This is a genomic window from Flavobacterium sp., from assembly GCF_043780635.1.
Classification (GTDB): domain Bacteria; phylum Bacteroidota; class Bacteroidia; order Flavobacteriales; family Flavobacteriaceae; genus Flavobacterium.
In genome coordinates this window covers 1-18,469 of the sequence record NZ_JAYWCK010000130.1, presented here as the reverse complement: position 1 = coordinate 18,469, position 18,469 = coordinate 1, and the positions used below count along the sequence as shown (strand labels likewise).

Here is an 18,469-nt window from a genome sequence, read left to right as displayed (position 1 = left end):
GTAAAAAAGCACAACATAGAAATCCTTGGAGGATTTGAGCAAATTGAAAATAAGTGGAGCGGAATAGAGGCTTACCGACAATCACTTTATAGTAATCAAAATCAAATATTATCGTTGGGAGATCCTTTAACATCAACAAACAACGGAGGTGTTGCAGATTGGTCGTTAAGATCTTTTTTTGGTAGAGTGTCATATAATTTTGATGAAAAATATTTTTTGGAGTCTACTTTGAGAAATGATGGCTCTTCCAGATTTGCAATTGGAAATAAATGGGGCTTGTTCCCTTCGATTTCCCTTGGATGGATGGTATCTAAAGAGGGCTTTATGAAGTCGTTTGAAAAGTTAAGTAATTTTAAAATCAGAGGTTCTTATGGAACATTGGGGAATCAAAATATAGGTTTATTTAGATATACGGCCAACGTGTTTTCCGGTTATGATTATACCTTTGGAGGTGTATTGGCCTCAGGTTATAATACTTCATATTATGCAAATGAAGATATAACATGGGAAAAATCAACAACACTTAACATAGGTACAGATATCGGGTTTTCACTTTTAGGAGGTAATGCAAGTATTGTTTACGATTGGTATAGAAGGGATACAGACGATATCTTACTTAATTTACCAATTCCGTTAATAGTTGGATTAAATCCTTCTGAAATAAATGCGGGAAAAGTTAGAAATCAAGGATGGGAACTAACCCTTTCATATGAAAACTATGCCCATGATTTGGGTTATAAATTTAATTTTATTATATCCGATGTGAAAAATGAAGTGGTTGATTTAGCAGGTTTAAGTCCTATTATTGGTGGTAATTCAATATTGAAAGAAGGGTATCCAATTTGGGCTTATTACGGTTGGCAATCAAATGGATTATTCGTAGATCAGGCAGATATTGACAATTCGCCAAAACAGCCCAATTCAGCAAATATCAAACCTGGTGATATCAAATTTGTTGACCGTGACGGAAATGGCAAAATTGATGACGCTGACAGGTATGTTATGGGATCTAATATTCCAAGACTTACCTTTGGTTTTAATACTGAATTTAAATACAAAGGCTTTGATTTAACTGCCTTTTTTCAAGGCGCCCTCAAAGCTGATATGTATTTTACAGACGAAGGACCGCAATTTCAAAATGCCGCTCCAACTAGGTTTTTAGATAGATGGTCTCCAAGTAATCCAGACCCTAACGCATCCATGCCTCGAGTAACTGCTGATAATAATTACAATAACACATTCGCTAATGATTTTTGGCTAAAAGATGGTAAATATATAAGGTTAAAAAACCTTCAATTGGGGTATAATTTTAATGAATCGATATCTAGTAAAATAGGAATGTCATCCATTAGGCTATATGTGGCGGGAACTAATATTTTAACCTTTTCAAATTTACAGTCAGGACTAGATCCTGAATTGTGGTCAGCAGGAGATTATCCTACATTATCTACTTATTCAGTAGGATTAAATCTTAAATTTTAATTAACTTAAAAAGCATTTTTATGAAAAATAAACATTTTTTTATTCTAATTGGGTTAGCGTTAATGTATAGTTGCAACGACGATTTTTTAAATAAAGTAAACGAAGGGGCAGTTTCGACAGATACATTTTTTTCTACAGAACAGGACTTGTATTTTGCAACAAATGCATTGTATAATTCGTCTTCCTTTAGAAATATGTATTTGGAGAATATCACGGACAATTCCACCAATAATCATACTTGGGATGCCCCTTATGACTTTGCAACGGGAGCAGCAAGTTCGTACGATAATTTCTCTTTAGATTTTTGGAGAAATAATTATCAATTCATTCAAACGGCAAATAGAATTATAGAAGGTGCCCAAAAAACTGAAAATATTTCTGAAGCAAAACGACAACAGTATATAGGTGAAGCTAAATTTCATAGAGCGCTAATGTACGATCAATTAGTTGGTCTGTTTGGTGACGTTCCTTTTTTGACAAAACCTACATCGCCTGATGAGGCCAGAATTGCAATAAGAACTAATAAATCTGAAATAAGAAATTTTTTATTGAATGATTTAAGTTCAGCGGCCGCAGGACTTCCTTTAAAAAGTTCTCAATGGGGAAGGGTAACCAAAGGAGCAGCACTTGCTTTAAAGGCAAGAATTGCCCTTTACAATGAAGATTGGAAAGTTGCCGCAGCAGCGGCGAAAGAAGTTATGGATTTGGGCGTGTATTCATTGCATCCTTCCTATGAAGAATTGTTTCAATACAAGGGGGAACAAAGTTCAGAAGTGATCTTTTCAAGACAATACGCAGATGTTACCAATGCTAGACATAATATGACCATTCAAATTGGTTCTTCTATTGCATTTGATGGATGGAGTAACTTTTTACCCACTAAAAGCTTAATAGATTCTTATGAGTGCAAAGATGGTTTAGATATTAAAACTTCGCCCTTATATAATGAGAAATTCCCTTGGACTAACCGCGACCCCCGTTTACATCAATCCATTGTTTATCCAGGTAGAGAGTATTTAGATGGAGTTTGGACATCAATACCTGGGTTTAATTTTGGTTCAGCAAAGGTGTACAACGATTGGGATGGTGCTGGGGCTAAAGAATGGAACAAACCAAAATCAGGATATATGTTTTGGAAGTACCAACAACCCGATGATGTAACAGCTAAAAAAGTATGGCAAGGTGATATCGATTTGATTCTTATTCGATATGCCGAAGTTTTGTTAATTTATGCTGAAGCAAAACTGGAAGCTGGAGATATTGATCAGTCAGTTTATGATGCTCTTAATAAAATAAGACAAAGACCATCCGTTAATATGCCAGCTATTACTCCTGGAAAAAGTCCATCACAGTTAAGAGCAATAATTAGAAATGAAAGACGCGTAGAGTTAGTACTCGAGGGTTTTAGATTGTTTGATATAAGAAGATGGAAAATCGGCGAAACGGTATTAGGAAAAACATTGTATGGTGCTCCTGAAGCTAATCCAGCTACTATGAACCCAATCACTTACAGAACTAATTGGCAAATAAATAAATTTGATCCTGCAAGAGATTATTTATGGCCTATTCCTCGAACGGAAATCGATCAAATAGGTCTAGAACAAAATCCTAACTGGTAAATTATCAAATGAAATCGTTAAAATTTTATTTGCATACTATTTAGAAGATTGTTAAATGAAAAAATATAAACTTAATTAAATTTTAAAAAGAATATTTATGAAATGAGCATGGCCAAAAATTGGTCGCAATTGAAAATCATCGAATACCAAAATAAAATAATAACCGATGAGATAAACACCATAAAGATATGCGAATTACATATGATCAATTAAAAACAATAAATATCTACATATGAAAACAATAATTAAAAAATATATACTTATAGTAATGTCGATTATTTTTTTAATCGCATGTACCAAGGAGGATATACTTCCGCCACCGCCAACAACTGTTAGAGCTACAGTAAGTTCAGAAAGAGTTGCAATTGGAATCCCTGTAATCTTTAAAGATACTTCTAAAGATGTTTTATCTAGAACGTGGACATTTCCTGGAGGAACACCCTCAAGTTCAACAGATGCAGAAGTTAGCGTAATATTTAATAAGGAAGGAACTTTTACATGTATATTGGAAATCAGTTTTGAGGGTGGTATAACGAATTCAAAAGAATTCAAAATAATAGTTTCTCCCCCTGAGAAAGGCTTTGCAAACAAAAATATATTTTCTTTTGAGAATGCCACAGCTGCTTTAGCCTCTTGGAAGTCATGGACACCCGAAGCTACACCACCAGCTACTATGACAATAGATGCATCCCAAGGAGCTAACGGAACATCTTCATCTGCAAAAGTATCCTTTACCGCAGCAGGAAAAGAAATACAAATTTTCACCAATGAAGATTTTACCGGAATCAATGAAACAATGGATAAAACTAAGAAGTATGAATTTAGTTTTTGGGCAAAAGCAAGTGCTGCCACAACTATTACAGCTGCCTTAGAGAATTCTGTTGATATTACTAAACATACTTGGGCAACAGAAAACCAAGCTTTCAAGAATTACTTATGGCAAGATAAAGAAATTGGAACTACATGGACAAAATATACATTTAATATAGATCCTAGTAGTCAATCTTACAATATTGCTCAGAATGTTTATGTTAAAATTAAAATGGCTCCAAGTTCATTGGTTAATATTTGGTTTGATGAATTTTCTTTGAAAGAGGTGTTTCCTGTAAATGGAGAGGGGTATGCAAATAGAGATATATTTTCTTTTCAAAACGCAACAGCTGCTCTCACTTCCTGGAAGTCATGGTCGCCTGAAGCTACATATCCGGCGACTTTATCAGTAGATGCCACACAAGGAGCTAACGGAACATCATCCTCTGGAAAAATGTCATTTACAGTGTCTGGAAAAGAAATACAAATTTTTACCAATGAAGATTATACCGGAATCAATGCTAAAATGGATAAAACTAAGAAGTATGAATTTAGTTTTTGGGCAAAATCAAGTGCAGCCACAACTATTACAGCTGCTTTAGAGAACTCTGTTAATATTGCTAACCATACTTGGGCGACAGAAAACCAAGCTTGGAAGGGTTATTTGTGGCAAGATACTAATATAAGCGTAACATGGACAAAATATACATTTGATATAGACCCTAGTAGTCAAGATTATGCTATGGCAAATAATGTGTATATTAAAATTAAAATGGTTCCAAGCGCTTTGGGTGATATTTGGTTAGATGAATTTTCTTTGAAAGAAAAATAGATTGTGACTAATATATAATAGGTATGTATTTATTTTTGAGTTAGTTAGTAGTAATTAAAAACAAGGTTCGAAAACTTGTCGAACCTTGTTTTTTTTATCAATTTTAAATTTACACATCATAACATCATATTTAAAATAGTTGAATAGATAAACTTTGTATTATGACTAAAGTTGATAAATTGTTTGCAATTATGAGTTATTTTGTTTCCTTATATTTTTTAATACCTCTTTTTATTTCTTGTTCCGAAAATGGTTTTAAGGAAAGATCAGATAATGGAATAATTAAACCCAATTATACGTTGCCATATATGGACAAGGAGAATCATGAGAGTGGTATTGCTCTTTACACTGCTAGTATGGCATTAAAGGGTAGAACTGAAATGGGAACAGAATATCTTCTTCATAATGCTAAAGGGACTGGAATAACACAGAAAATAGTAAGAAATGGTTTTAATACCGCACTAAGAGTCGATTTTACCAATTTAAATGATCGTGCTGATTTTGGGCAAATTTTGATGGCAGGTTTTGCTAATGTGAGGGATAACAAATTATTACCTTTAGAATTAGTACAACAAATTAAGGGTGTAAAATTTAAAGCAGCAGCTGTTTCACAGCCACTTAAATTAACTGTAACTGCTTGTGGCATTGGAGAAGCTGTCATCAAAACAATAACCATCTCCGTGTCAGAAAAAGAACAGCGTGAATATTCTTTAGAGTTTGATTCTTCATCATTTAAATACTTATCGTTTAAAGTAAGTTTTGAAAATCAAGACGATGCTTATGATAATTCTTTAGAAACTGCAATTATACTTGATGATGTTTATTTTTTAAACGGAAGCGATGTTGTTTTTACCCCCCCTACCGATGATACTGCTTTCTTAAAATGGCTTCAACATTCTGCTATTCGATTTTTTATTTGGAATTACCATGACTTTGGTGACGGCAGAGGGGCTATTTGGGGTTCTAATCACTGGTACAATACAGTTTCTTCGAGTGGTATGGCGTTTGGTATGGCAGCGTATATATTGGCAGTAGAAGAAAAGATGATGACTGCACAGGAATCTAAAAGAAGGATTTTATCCTTGCTCAAATATTTTCAAAATCAAAACTGGTATAATGGACAACATGGGAGGAAAGGTTTTCCAGATCATTGGATGAATATAGATGAGTCCACTAATTATGATGGAGTAAGTACAGTCGACTGGGCTATTTGTGCAGCAGGACTTCGAGTCGTGGGTCAATATTATAAAGATGATTATGAAATTCAATCTATAGTGACTGAATTGTTAAATCGTCCAATTTGGAAGGATGTCTTTGATAAAAATGGTCATATTGCTATGGGGATTGATCATACAACAGGCCAGATAAATCCATGGAGATGGGGCCCTTCTTTTACAGAAGAAGCCGACCTTACTTTTTTAGAAGCTCGAAATTCCAATCAAAAGGACAAAAGCATATTTATACCTATTGTAAGGCAAAAATTATACGGCTATTATCCAGGATGGTGGTCTACAGGGTTTGAATTCAATTGGATGCAAATGTGGACAGGACCCGTAGAGCCCTATAAAACTAATAGCACGATTGCTTATGGAAATGATGCTATTACTTGCCAAAGCGTTTTTGGGCGTCCTATAATGGGACTTACTGCTACAGGAATACCAGTAAATATTGATAAAGATGGATTTATAGAGCATCGTTATTTTGGAGATCAAGGTCATTCCCCAAACCGATCTAATGATAACAAAACAATTGCTCCTGCACCCTATGGAGCAGCTTCAGCTTTGGCTTTTGTTCCTAATCAAGCACTTAAAGGACTCAAAGAATACATCATGTTAGGATATTACCACCCGTTAGTTGGATTTCCTGGAAGTGTAAGATTGAGTTCTTTAGGAAATGGTTCGCCAAATATGATTCCTAATTGGGGAATTTCAGATTTAGAGGCAGGACCATTAATGATTGGCATAGATCAATATTTTAAAAATACTATAGGCACATATTATAGTAATGATCCAAATGTAAAAATTGCTTTAGGAGAATTAAAGCAATCTTTCAAATTTTAAACTATAAATTAATTTAAGAATGGGATGAAATACAAGGTGTTATTAATTGATTTGCCGTATTTAACCTATAAAATTCGCTGTTAAAAAAAGGGTAATTGATTTGCCTCTAATAAGTTAAAAGCCAAACTCTTAAAAAATATATCATAGATGAAAATTAGAATAATAATCCTAACTATTATAGTCCTATTTACTGGAATAGATTCGATTGTAGCCCAAAATACAGATCAATTTCAATCAGAAACTAGAAGCATTCAAAACTTCAATTTTGGATGGAAATATTTAAAAGATAATACTGCCGATACACACAGAGTAGGATTGATTGACACAGATTGGGAAATGGTAGATTTACCCCATGATGCTGCAATATTTGAAAAGGTTAGTCAAGAAAACTCAGATGGAGCAAATGGATATTTTCCATATTTAAAGGGCAGTTATCGCAAGCATTTTACCATATCTTCAGAAAACCAAGGTAAATTGATATTTGTAGAGTTCGAAGGGGTTTATAGAAATTCTAAAATTTGGATTAATGGACACTATTTAGGAAACCATCTCAATGGATATCTTGGTTTTGAGCATGAATTAACAGATTACATTCTCTTTGATCAAGACAATTTAATTGTTGTAAAATATGACAACACAACCAAAGGAACTTCAAGATGGTACACAGGAGCTGGTATTTACAGAGATGTTTGGTTAAAAATACTAGACCCTTTACATGTCCCATTATATGGAACTTATGTTACCACTCCAAAAGTGAGTAAAGCATATAGTCTAGTCAATCTAGCAACAGAAGTAACTAATAACTACAAACAAACTAAGCTTTGCAAATTGGTTAGTAAAATAGTAGATGCAAACAATCAGGTAGTTCAGCAACGGGAATCTGTTGTGCCAGTTCAAAGTGAAGAAACTTTTGTGTTCAATCAGGAAATAGAGGTAAACAAGCCGCATTTGTGGTCTTCTGATAATCCTTATTTATATACTTTAAAATCTGAAATTTATGATCAAAATAAATTAGTGGATGAATACAGCACAACTTTCGGAATTCGCGAAATACGAATGACCCCAGAAAATGGATTGCTTATTAATGGTGAAAAAACAATTGCAGTAGGCGGAAACATTCACCATGACCTAATTAGCCTAGGGGCAGCAGCCTATAAAGCAGGATTTGAGAAACACATTCTCGATTTGAAATCTATGGGTACCAATTCGGTGCGTTTAAGTCACAATCCACATGCAACACGACTTTTGGAAGTGTGCGATGAGCAAGGTATTTTAGTGTTTAATGAAGGCTTTGATAAATGGACGAGTCAATTTTATGGAGGTCAAATGTCTTTTGACAGTCAGTATAAAAAAGATGTGGAAAATTGGATTAAAAGAGATAGAAACCATCCATCAGTATATATCTGGAGTGCTGGAAATGAAGTAGCGCAACAAGGACAAAATGAAGATGAAAAATTTGAAACACCCAAAGATGCAGAAGACTATGGTGTTTCTACATTTTTAAAAATTAAAGAGGAAATAAATCGTTGGGATCCTTTAAGAAAAGTTACAGTAGGCTTGTTTCCATCTAGGGAAAAGGCTTGGAACGGATACGACCCAAAACACCAAGCCAAATTCAACGAGGTGCTACCCGCTGAAATGGCTTGGTATTCCGATGTAGTTAGTTGCAACTACACAGAGCAAATGTTTGCTAAAGATCACAAGAAATATCCTCAAATGATGTTTATCAATTCTGAAGCGAATACCTCGTTAGGTATGGATTTCAAGGATGTATCTTGGTCTTATATCGATACAAATTATGTGATTGCTCATTACTATTGGACAGGATATGCCTATTTAGGAGAAGCCACTTGGCCTAGAATTGGTTGGAGTCTAGCTTTCTTCGATTTGGGTGGAGAATTAACCAATCTCGGTTCTATGTACCAAAGTTATTATGACAAACAACCTATGAGTCATCTTTGGGTTTATGATAAAAGCGAAGCAGCTACCAAGTTATACGCAGAACAATATGGATTTAATAAAACTTGGAGTTGGTATCCAATGACCAAAAATTGGAATTGGGAAAATGGTACTCAACTTAAAATGGCAGCTTTTTCTAACTGTGAAGAAGTAGAATTGTATCTGAATGGAAAATCGCAGGGACGTAAGAAACCCGCTGACTTTAAAAACAATATTACAGAATGGGAACTAAACTATCAAGAAGGTACTACTGAATTAAAAGGTTTCAATAAAGGAAAAGTAGTTTCAAAAGATGAATTAACCACGGTAGGAAAACCTTTTACAATTCAATTAAAAACAACCACAGGAGTATTAGAAGGGAATGGGCTTGACTTGGCTTATGTGCAAGTTGATGTAGTAGATGCAAAAGGAAGAAAAGTCTATAATGCTACTAATGAAATTACATTTGAAGTCTCTGGAGCAGGGACATTAGAAGGTCTTTCTAGTGGAGATATCTTAAGCCATGAAAACATGAAAGATTCAAAACGAAAGGTATATAATGGAAGTTGTCAAGCTGTACTAAAAAGTGGTAGAGAAAAAGGAACACTATTGATAAAGGCAAAGGCAGAAGGTTTAAAAGAGGCATTATTAGAAATAAAAGTTAAACAATAAGGACTATGAGAGTAATTATGATTTTTATTCTTTTACTTAAAATAAGTTTTGCATTTTGCCAAAATGACAAAACAAAGCCATTTATCTGGCCTGTTTATGTCAATCAAAATTCTTGGGCTTTGAGTAATACAATTCTTCAGTCCACTGAAATAAAGAATATTCAGTTCACAGGAAGATATGCCAATTATACAGATGCCGATACTTGGTATCCTACCTGGGCAAGTGATGGTAACCTATACTCGCCATATACTGATGGAATGGTTGAGGGCATAGGTGCAGGTTCATGGGCAGGTATAAAAGCAACAACTGGTCAGGCAAAAATAACGGGTAATAATCCATTGGACTTGAAAGTAACTTCTCAAGGAGTTTACATGGCATCTGCTACTCCTTATATGGGAAGATATCCATGCGGTTCACTTATTTATAATGATGTTTGGTACTATGGCACCTACAGTTTACTAGATGACAAATCGCTTGGTATGAACTGGCCAATATTGGGACCCTTTGTAGGATTCAGAATTTCTTATGATTATGGAAAAACTTGGGTAGAAGAAAAAGACCCGATAAATAACCTTTTTGATGAACATACTGATTTGAGTGCTAAGCCCATAAAAATGGGAGCACCTCATTTTGTTGACTTTGGTAAAAATATGGAACACTCGCCTGATGGAAAAGCATACTTAGTGGGACACGGTGCCTCTGTTGATGATCAAAAACCTCGCCCAGGAAATTTAAGTTGGATTAGTGGAGATCAAATATTTATCACTCGTGTTACGCCGAATCCTGCTAGCATAAATGATAAAAGTAAGTATGAATATTTTGCAGGTTATGATAAAGATAGTGTTGCTATATGGTCAAAGGATTTTGGTCAAATTAAACCAATTTTTGAATGGAACAACCATGCTGGGAGCGTGACAATAACATACAACCCAGGACTAAAAAAATATTTAATGTGCATTACCGACGGTTGGCCTACTACAAAATCAATGGACACTTATATTTTGGAATCTGACAACGTCTATGGACCTTGGAATATGGTAACTTACTTAAAGGACTTTGGTCCTCAAGCTTATTTTGTCAATATCCCTTCAAAATTTTTAAGTGAAGATGGGAAAAAAGCATGGCTTTGCTATTCAGCAAATTTTATAAATACCAATTTTAAGGATAGTACAGATCCTGGTTCCTTTACTGGTAATCCAGAAGGTAGCTTATATACGATGTCTCTCCATGAAATTCAATTTATAACAAAATAAAAGGTATAATAAAACTTTGAAATATGCATGCTAAAAAGTAATATCAAATGAGGGAATTATTAATAGTAAACAACAAGTACTTTATAAAAAAAATGAGATAAACATGAAATTCAAAAATTTAATCTTAGCAATATTTATAGTTGTGACACTATTTTCTTGTAGTGAAATGAAAATTAAATCAGTAAATCGTTTTAAAGCCGAGATATCAGAAAACACATTTATTAAATTACAGGAAAGATTAAAACTTGTTAATACTGATGTTAGTGAAAAAGGAATTTTATTTGACTCTATAAGAAAAGAAAAACTCCTAACAGGTTATAGCTATGGAGAGTATTACGACTGGGATTTATATTATGAAAACATCTATCTGTCCTATTATGGTATTTCGGATTATTGTTTTTCCAATTTGAATGTTTTTCTAAGCCTTCAACATGAAAATGGGTTTATTCCTAGAAGTTTTGGAACCAAAAATTATGGCGCAAAAGAGATGTTCAAGCCATTTATAGCTCAAATAGTTTTACTAGGCTCTTTGCAAAAAGAAGATTTCAGTTGGGCAGAAAATCAGTATCCAAAACTCAAAAAATATTTACACCGTTGGATGGAATATGATACCGACGGAAATGGATTGATGTATTGGGGAGAATTTGGTACTGGAGAAAACGGGGCCTACCACAGTGGCATGGACAATCAGTTTACCCGATGTGTAGGTCGCAGTGAAGGCGTGGACTTAAATTGTTATTTGGTACGAGAATTGGAGGCTATGGCGGTTATTGCAGCACAATTGCAAAAGCCAGATGATGCTGAAAATTTCTCCAAACAGGCTAAAGCGTTGACGAGTAAGATTAATGAAATTTTGTGGGATGAAGCCACAGGTTTTTATTATGATCGAAATGAAGAAACAGGCAAAACAACTAAAGTAAAGTCAATATCAGGATTTGCCCCATTGTGGAGTAAAGTGGCTAGCGAAAAACAAGTAAGTATTTTGGTAAAACAACATCTAACAAATCCCAAAGAATTTTGGACAAAATATCCTGTGCCTACTTATGCTATTGATGAAGTTGATTATTATCAAGGCTCTAAAACTGGAGAATGTAATTGGAGAGGTACTAGCTGGATACCCACAAACCATATGATGATACATGGCCTTAATTCTTACGGCTATAATGATTTAGCAAGGGAAATTGCTTATAAATCATTTGACATGGTTTTGAATAAAAATGAAACGACACGTGAATTTTTCAATGCTGAAACAGGAGAAGGCAATGGCTTAAAACCTTTTTATGGGTGGTCAACTTTAGCCTATTTTATGCCATTAGAAGTGGAGTTAGATTATAATCCCACTTTAATAAGTAAGGATTTTAAAATTTTAAAATTAAGTCATTTAATAGACGGAATTTCTTTAAATGAAGGCTTAAAAAAATCAAAATAAATTATATAGATAGACTTTCATTTAAAGAAGTTCTGTAATAACAAAACAAGTAGGGAATAAACATAAAATTGACAGCCTTGCTTTAACACTAATCTTTAATACTAATCTTTAATACTAATCTTAAATTAATTAATTATGAAAACAAAAATTACATTTAAAAATTCCTTGACAACTGCAGTAATTGCAGTGATGATCCTATTTGGTTTTAATGCCAAAGCGCAAACTTATGTTTATAATGAAACAGTATCTTCGGGTATCTACTTTTGGCCTACGAACGGTTCACAAGTCACAAATCCCGTTTCAGATGTTGTGAATTCTAGTGCAAATTGTGCTGTTTCTAGTACTAATGGTAATTGGAGTCAAATACAATTTTTTCCAAATCCAAAATATACACCAGTAAGCGGCGATAAGCTTTATTTTTCTGTTTACAACCCTAATGGTGCAGGACCTGGTCAGATTCAATTTAGATATACAAGCAATCAAGCTAGTTGGCAGTTTGGAGGCGATGTAACCTATGTTTCTGGTTCAGTAACTGGATGGGTAGAGTACAGCATTGCTCTAACAAATCATGTAGGCAACGAAATAGATCAAGTTATTATGATGCCTGCAGGAAATAGTGCATCGGCTGTTTATATTGATAATATTTATTTTGGGCAGACTTCTGTGCTACCTACTCAAAACACTATTGTATATAATGAAACAACCAATTCGGGAATCTACTTTTGGCCTACGAACGGTTCACAAGTCGCAAATCCCATTTCAGATGCCGTGAATTCAAGTGCAAATTGTGCTGTTCCTAGTACTGATGGTAATTGGAGTCAAATACAATATTTTCCAACATACACTCCAGTAAGTGGAGATAAGCTTTATTTTTCTGTTTACAACCCTAATGGTGCAGGACCTGGTCAGGTTCAATTTAGTTATACGGGCTCTGGTAGTTGGGTAGGGGGAACTGATGTAACCTATGTTTCTGGATCCCTTACGGGTTGGGTAGAGTACAGCGTTAATTTAACTAGTCATGTAGGCAATGAAATAGATAATATTATTATGATGCCTGCTGGTAATAGTGCATCGGTTGTTTATATTGATAATATTTATTTTGGGCAAACGTCTATCATACCTGTTCCTCAAAACCCTATTGTATATAATGAAACAACCAATTGGGGTATCTACTTTTGGCCTACAAACGGTTCACAAGTCGCAAATCCAAAGTCAGATACTGTGAATTCTAGTGCAAATTGTGCTGTTTCTAGTACTGATGGTAATTGGAGTCAAATACAGTATTTTCCAACTTATAAACCCGCAAGTGGCAATAAGCTTTATTTTTCTGTTTACAACCCTAATGGTGCAGGACCTGGTCAGGTTCAATTTAGTTATACAGGCTCTGGTAGTTGGGTAGGGGGAACTGATGTAACCTATGTTTCAGGATCCCTTACGGGTTGGGTTGAGTATAGCATTGATTTAACTAGTCATGTAGGTAGTGAAATAGATCAAGTTATTATGATGCCCGCAGGAAATAGTGCATCGGCTGTGTATATTGATAATATTTATTTTGGTTCAACTTCAACTTTAGGCACAAATTCAAATTCATTAGCCAAAGTTAATAACCAAGTCTTTGTATCAAAAGACGGAAAAATTCAATTTACCAAAGAGCAAACCAATACACAATTATCGGTATTTGATTTATCCGGTAGATTAATTCTTGAAGAAAAAATAAACGGTGTAAAAGTTGATAAAGTTTTGAATACTAAAGGAATTTATATTCTAAGAGTTCAATCCGATTCTGGAGTTAGTTCCCAAAAAATTATTTTTTAATTAATGGTAGTTTTTTAAATAGGTATTTTTTATTAGTTGATCATAAGGCCCGATAAAAGAGTCGGGCTTTATTTTTCAAAAAATTCAGAACATATTTTAAATTTATAATTTTTATGTACCCTGTCAATATCAAATTTTTTCTAGCACTATCTATATTGCTAACTTTGTATATAAGTTGTACTGTAAAGCCGCAAATAAAAAAGGATGATAAACTATTTGACACACATTTTCTAACTAAAAAAGACTATTTAAGTTTAGACACACATCGATTAGATGAATTAACGGATGACCAATTTTTAGAACGTATCCAATATGATTATACCAAAAATTGCCTAATTGATAAGGATTCAATTGCTGTTGTAGAAAATGATGGCTACAGAATTAATCTTTTTTGTATAGCTATAAAAAACGAGTGGACATCCAGACAACGCGGTGCAAAAGAGGTGTTACAATACCTTAAAGAATACCAAAATGCTAAAACAGTACAAGGTATTTTTCCGCGCTCTTTTAATAGAATTACAGGTGAAAAAATCAAAGGGTTAAGGTATGGTAATTTTGGGCAACCTTATGATGTGGTTGGCACGGCATTTTTCGCAACCTCCATACAATTTACGATAAGACAATTTTTTGATAAAGATAATCCTGTTGAAAATGACATTAGAAAACTTTGTAATTCAATTTGCAATAGAATAAATTGGAATTTTGCTTATAATACAGATAGAAAATGTTTTACATGGTTTAAAAACGGGGAAGAAGGCAAACAATTTGACGGAAAAGATTTAGTAGGTGAAATGGATGAAACCTTTTTCTTGCAATTACTGGTATTGGGTTCTAAAAACTGGAATTATGGTACAGAAGCTTATAATAACTATGTTTCAAAGATATTTGTTGATGAACAATATGGATACCGCTATTTTTCTACAAAACAATACGATTATAAAAATTCAGAGCAATTTACAGGAATCACAGTCAATAATCCGGAAATACTAAAATTAGACAATTATCCTACAGCCAAATTGGGTTATTTAGTTCAATCTCATATTTGGTTTGATTTAAAGGGGTATAGAGATTCTATATGCAACATAAATAATATGGATTATTTTGAAGGTACACAAAATGCAATAAAAGCGCAAATAAAGTATGCCGAAATCAATCCGGGAAAAAACAAATTATATGGCGATGTTTGGGGGTTTTATGATACTTACTCTCCCATCTCAAAAAAATGGATGGTAACGGGTTTGCCTGCTGAAGGTGATACAGATGAAGGTACAATATCAATTTCAGCTGTGATGAGTGCAATTCCCTTTGCCCCGAAAGAATCAATAAAATGTTTACGCACCTTGTATAACGAATTTAAAGACAAAGGTATTTATGGTGCAGCCGGGTTTGTTATGAGTGTTAACACAAATAGTGGAAAATTAGCAACTAAACCAGACTCTTTTTTTGAACCAATTAGTGTCTTGTCAATTGAAAATTATCGTTCTGGCCTGTTATGGAATCTTTCTAAAAAGGCTCCTGAGTATGAAATTTTGATTAATAAAGCTGGACTTAAACCAACAATTCTATGAACTCAAAACTATTAAAGATAGCCTTAACTTTTTTACTGTATATTTTCTATGTTGCAAACTTCAATGTTCAGGCACAAGTAGGTGATCCTGCATTAGAAAAAAAGGACAGTTATAAAGAATCGTCAGTTTATGAGATTGTTCTCGACTCTAAAACTATTGGTCGAGAATTTGAGGGTGTTGGTGCGTTAAGTGCTGGAGCATCCTCGCGATTACTTTACGATTACCCAGAACCTCAAAGAAGCGACATTCTAGATTATCTTTTTAAACCCAATTTTGGCGCTAACTTGCAACATTTGAAAGTTGAAATTGGTGGTGATGTAAACTCTACAGATGGTTCAGAACCTAGCCATGCGATAACACGTGATGAATTCGAAAATCCGAGACCTGAATATTTTTTTAGAGGCTATGAGTGGTGGTTGATGAAAGAGGCTAAAAAAAGAAATCCCGATATTATACTTGAAGGTCTTCAATGGGGTGCTCCGTGGTGGATTGGCAATGGTACTTTTTTTTCGAAAGATAATGCAGAATTTATTTCATCATGGATTAAAGGAATGAAAAAATTTCATAATCTCGATATTGATTTTATCGGTATTTTGAATGAACGCTCCCTAGATAATGAATACATAAAATTACTTCGTGAAATTCTTGATAAAAATGACTTGGAAAAAGTGAAAATTGATGCAGGTGACTTGTGGGAACCACCAATAAAATGGAAAATAGCTGAAGATATGATGAATGATAAAGCATTAAGAAAGTCAGTTGATGTTATTAATGCACATACTACAGCTATGATAAGTTTTTATACGCCACCAAGTGCAAACCAACTAAATGTTCCACTTTGGGATGGTGAAGCACATGCAGGTGGAGGCGATTGGTATGCAGCAGCTGAACACGCCAGATTCAACCGAGCTTATGTTTATGGTAAAATAACTAAAATTATTTCATGGAGTTTGATTACTTCATATCATGATTTTTTAGTTTGTTCAAATTCGGGACCTATGAAGGCTAATACGCCTTGGAGTGGATATTACGAGGTGCAACCTCCTATTTGGATTATTGCACATACAAACCAATTCGCAAAACTTGGATGGCACTATATTGATAGCGCATGTAATGGATGGAGCAGGTCTAGAGAGTTATTCATTGAAGGATTTTCTGCTGTTGCTTTGAAAGCAGAAAAAACGGATGATTATACTATTATTATAGAAACAATGGATGCCAAAGAGACTAAAAAAGTAAGGATTAAAGTTTCGGATGATTTATCGAAAAAGAAATTAAAAGTTTGGCGATCTGTATTTAATAGCGAAGAATTTAACCAATTAGACGATGTTGAAATTATAAACGGTGAATGCGAAATAGCTATTCTTCCTAATTCAATATATTCTTTAACAACCACAACAGGACAAAGTAAAGGTCTTTCAAATAATGCCATTCCAAAGTTTAAAGATTTCCCTTTCCCTTATAAAACCAATTTTGATGATAACAAAGTTGGAGATTCAGCCAAATTTTTTAGCGATCAACATGGAACTTTCGAGGTGGTTAAGAATCCAAGTGAAACAGGAAATTGTCTAAAACAACTAGTACCTGTTCAAGGAATACAGTGGAGAGAATATGATTTTCCTGAAACGATTATTGGAGATCTTGAATGGACTGATTATTCGGTTTCAGTTGAAGCAATGATTCCAGATACTGGAACCGTAAAAGTAGGAGGAAGAAGGAATGACTTTTATGAATCTAGTCAAGGTTATAGCATACATTTTAACCATGAAGGACAATGGAAATTATATGATGATAAAAACCTGCTCAGTTCAGGGTCTTGTATATTTCTCACAGGCAAATGGCACTTAATAAAAATGACTTTTAAAGGAAATAAAATAGAGGTTTGTTTGGATGGTAAAAATATTGTTATAGTTAATTCAGTGTCCAATAAAAATGGAATAGTATTTCTAGGCACCGGCTGGAATACGGCTTATTTTGACAATCTTAAAATTGAGGTTGAAAACTAAAAAATTTAATATAAAACTATGCAAGAAGTAATTTGAGCTTTTTAAGGGTTACTAATTTTTAAAAGATAAAATATAATATTAAAACTTTATGAAAACACAAAACAATAAAAGAAGCATAACAACAGCTATCGTTTTTACAATGGCAATTTTTGGGATGTCATTGTTTGCACAAACGAGCATACCCCACCTTGCCCAAAAAGGATCTACGACACAACTCATAGTAGAGGACAAACCTTTTTTAATGATAGCTGGAGAAATACATAACTCTTCCGCTTCTACCATTGAATTTATGGAGCCTATATTCCCTACATTAAAATCAATGAACCTCAATGCGGTTTTTGTAACCACAGCCTGGGAGCAAATTGAACCCAAAGAAGGGGTTTATGATTTTAGTTTGGTAGATGCGATTATTGACAATGCCAAAAACAACAGTCTAAAGGTTTGCTTGTTGTGGTTTGCCAGTTGGAAAAATGGAGAATCCAGTTATGCCCCTCTTTGGGTAAAAAAAGACACCAAACGTTTTTTTAGAGTAAAAACCAAAGACGGAAGAGCCATAGAAACGCTTTCTCCTTTTTGTGAGGCTACCAAAATTGCCGATGCCAAAGCATTTGCCGCTATGATGAAACACATCAAAGCCTATGACAAAGACCAAACTGTCATCTTGATGCAACCTGAAAACGAGGTAGGAATGTTTCAAGACATCGATTATAATCAAGTAGCTTTAGACCTTTACCAAAAACAAGTTCCAAAAGAACTAATAAGTTATTTGATCAAAAACAAACCAAATTTGGATGACTACGTAAAATCGGCTTGGGCAAAAACCAATTTTAAGACGGAAGGAACTTGGGCAGCAATTTTTGGCGATACGCCAGAATCGAAAGCGTTTTTTACTACTTGGCAATATGCAACTTATATCAATTTTGTTGCAAAGTCCGGTAGAGACCAATATAATTTACCTATGATGGTGAATGCTTGGATTGTTCAA

Annotated in this window: 11 protein-coding genes; all 11 read left to right on the top strand. The window is 34.1% G+C overall.

What is annotated here, in order from left to right; genetic code table 11:
• The coding region (locus ACH2BV_RS11865) for a SusC/RagA family TonB-linked outer membrane protein (protein ID WP_395050946.1) at positions 1-1,482 on the top strand (1,482 nt) is incomplete at its 5' end.
• Positions 1,483-1,502: 20 nt separating this feature from the next.
• The gene (locus ACH2BV_RS11860) at positions 1,503-3,101 is read left to right on the top strand and encodes a RagB/SusD family nutrient uptake outer membrane protein (RefSeq protein ID WP_395050945.1); all 1,599 of its coding nucleotides are present in this window, start codon (positions 1,503-1,505) and stop codon (positions 3,099-3,101) included.
• A gap of 232 nt (positions 3,102-3,333) precedes the next feature.
• Positions 3,334-4,743, top strand: coding sequence for a carbohydrate binding domain-containing protein (locus ACH2BV_RS11855; RefSeq protein ID WP_395050944.1), 1,410 nt, complete (start codon positions 3,334-3,336; stop codon positions 4,741-4,743).
• A gap of 161 nt (positions 4,744-4,904) precedes the next feature.
• Positions 4,905-6,803: a hypothetical protein gene (locus ACH2BV_RS11850; protein ID WP_395050943.1), complete on the top strand. Its 1,899-nt coding sequence runs from the start codon at positions 4,905-4,907 to the stop codon at positions 6,801-6,803.
• 147 nt (positions 6,804-6,950) lie between these two features.
• A complete protein-coding gene (locus tag ACH2BV_RS11845; RefSeq protein ID WP_395050942.1) occupies positions 6,951-9,413 on the top strand; it encodes a glycoside hydrolase family 2 TIM barrel-domain containing protein in 2,463 nt (820 codons plus the stop codon).
• Between the two features lie 5 nt (positions 9,414-9,418).
• Positions 9,419-10,666, top strand: coding sequence for a hypothetical protein (locus tag ACH2BV_RS11840; RefSeq protein WP_395050941.1), 1,248 nt, complete (start codon positions 9,419-9,421; stop codon positions 10,664-10,666).
• A 166-nt stretch (positions 10,667-10,832) separates the two neighbouring features.
• Positions 10,833-12,095: an amylo-alpha-1,6-glucosidase gene (locus ACH2BV_RS11835; protein ID WP_395050940.1), complete on the top strand. Its 1,263-nt coding sequence runs from the start codon at positions 10,833-10,835 to the stop codon at positions 12,093-12,095.
• Positions 12,096-12,230: 135 nt separating this feature from the next.
• Entirely contained in the window at positions 12,231-13,910 is a 1,680-nt protein-coding gene (locus ACH2BV_RS11830; RefSeq protein ID WP_395050939.1) for a T9SS type A sorting domain-containing protein, read from the top strand.
• A 113-nt stretch (positions 13,911-14,023) separates the two neighbouring features.
• A complete protein-coding gene (locus ACH2BV_RS11825; RefSeq protein ID WP_395050938.1) occupies positions 14,024-15,478 on the top strand; it encodes a glucoamylase family protein in 1,455 nt (484 codons plus the stop codon).
• Positions 15,475-17,484: a hypothetical protein gene (locus ACH2BV_RS11820; protein ID WP_395050937.1), complete on the top strand. Its 2,010-nt coding sequence runs from the start codon at positions 15,475-15,477 to the stop codon at positions 17,482-17,484. The genes ACH2BV_RS11825 and ACH2BV_RS11820 overlap by 4 nt, the downstream gene beginning before the upstream one ends.
• Before the next feature lie 88 nt (positions 17,485-17,572).
• The coding region (locus ACH2BV_RS11815) for a beta-galactosidase (protein ID WP_395050936.1) at positions 17,573-18,469 on the top strand (897 nt) is incomplete at its 3' end.

Coding starts and splice junctions, on each gene's coding strand:
- ACH2BV_RS11830 (WP_395050939.1), top strand. CDS start 12,231: ATGAAAACAAAAATTACATTTAAAAATTCCTTGACAACTGCAGTAATT.
- ACH2BV_RS11820 (WP_395050937.1), top strand. CDS start 15,475: ATGAACTCAAAACTATTAAAGATAGCCTTAACTTTTTTACTGTATATT.
- ACH2BV_RS11835 (WP_395050940.1), top strand. CDS start 10,833: ATGAAAATTAAATCAGTAAATCGTTTTAAAGCCGAGATATCAGAAAAC.
- ACH2BV_RS11840 (WP_395050941.1), top strand. CDS start 9,419: ATGAGAGTAATTATGATTTTTATTCTTTTACTTAAAATAAGTTTTGCA.
- ACH2BV_RS11845 (WP_395050942.1), top strand. CDS start 6,951: ATGAAAATTAGAATAATAATCCTAACTATTATAGTCCTATTTACTGGA.
- ACH2BV_RS11860 (WP_395050945.1), top strand. CDS start 1,503: ATGAAAAATAAACATTTTTTTATTCTAATTGGGTTAGCGTTAATGTAT.
- ACH2BV_RS11825 (WP_395050938.1), top strand. CDS start 14,024: ATGTACCCTGTCAATATCAAATTTTTTCTAGCACTATCTATATTGCTA.
- ACH2BV_RS11850 (WP_395050943.1), top strand. CDS start 4,905: ATGACTAAAGTTGATAAATTGTTTGCAATTATGAGTTATTTTGTTTCC.
- ACH2BV_RS11855 (WP_395050944.1), top strand. CDS start 3,334: ATGAAAACAATAATTAAAAAATATATACTTATAGTAATGTCGATTATT.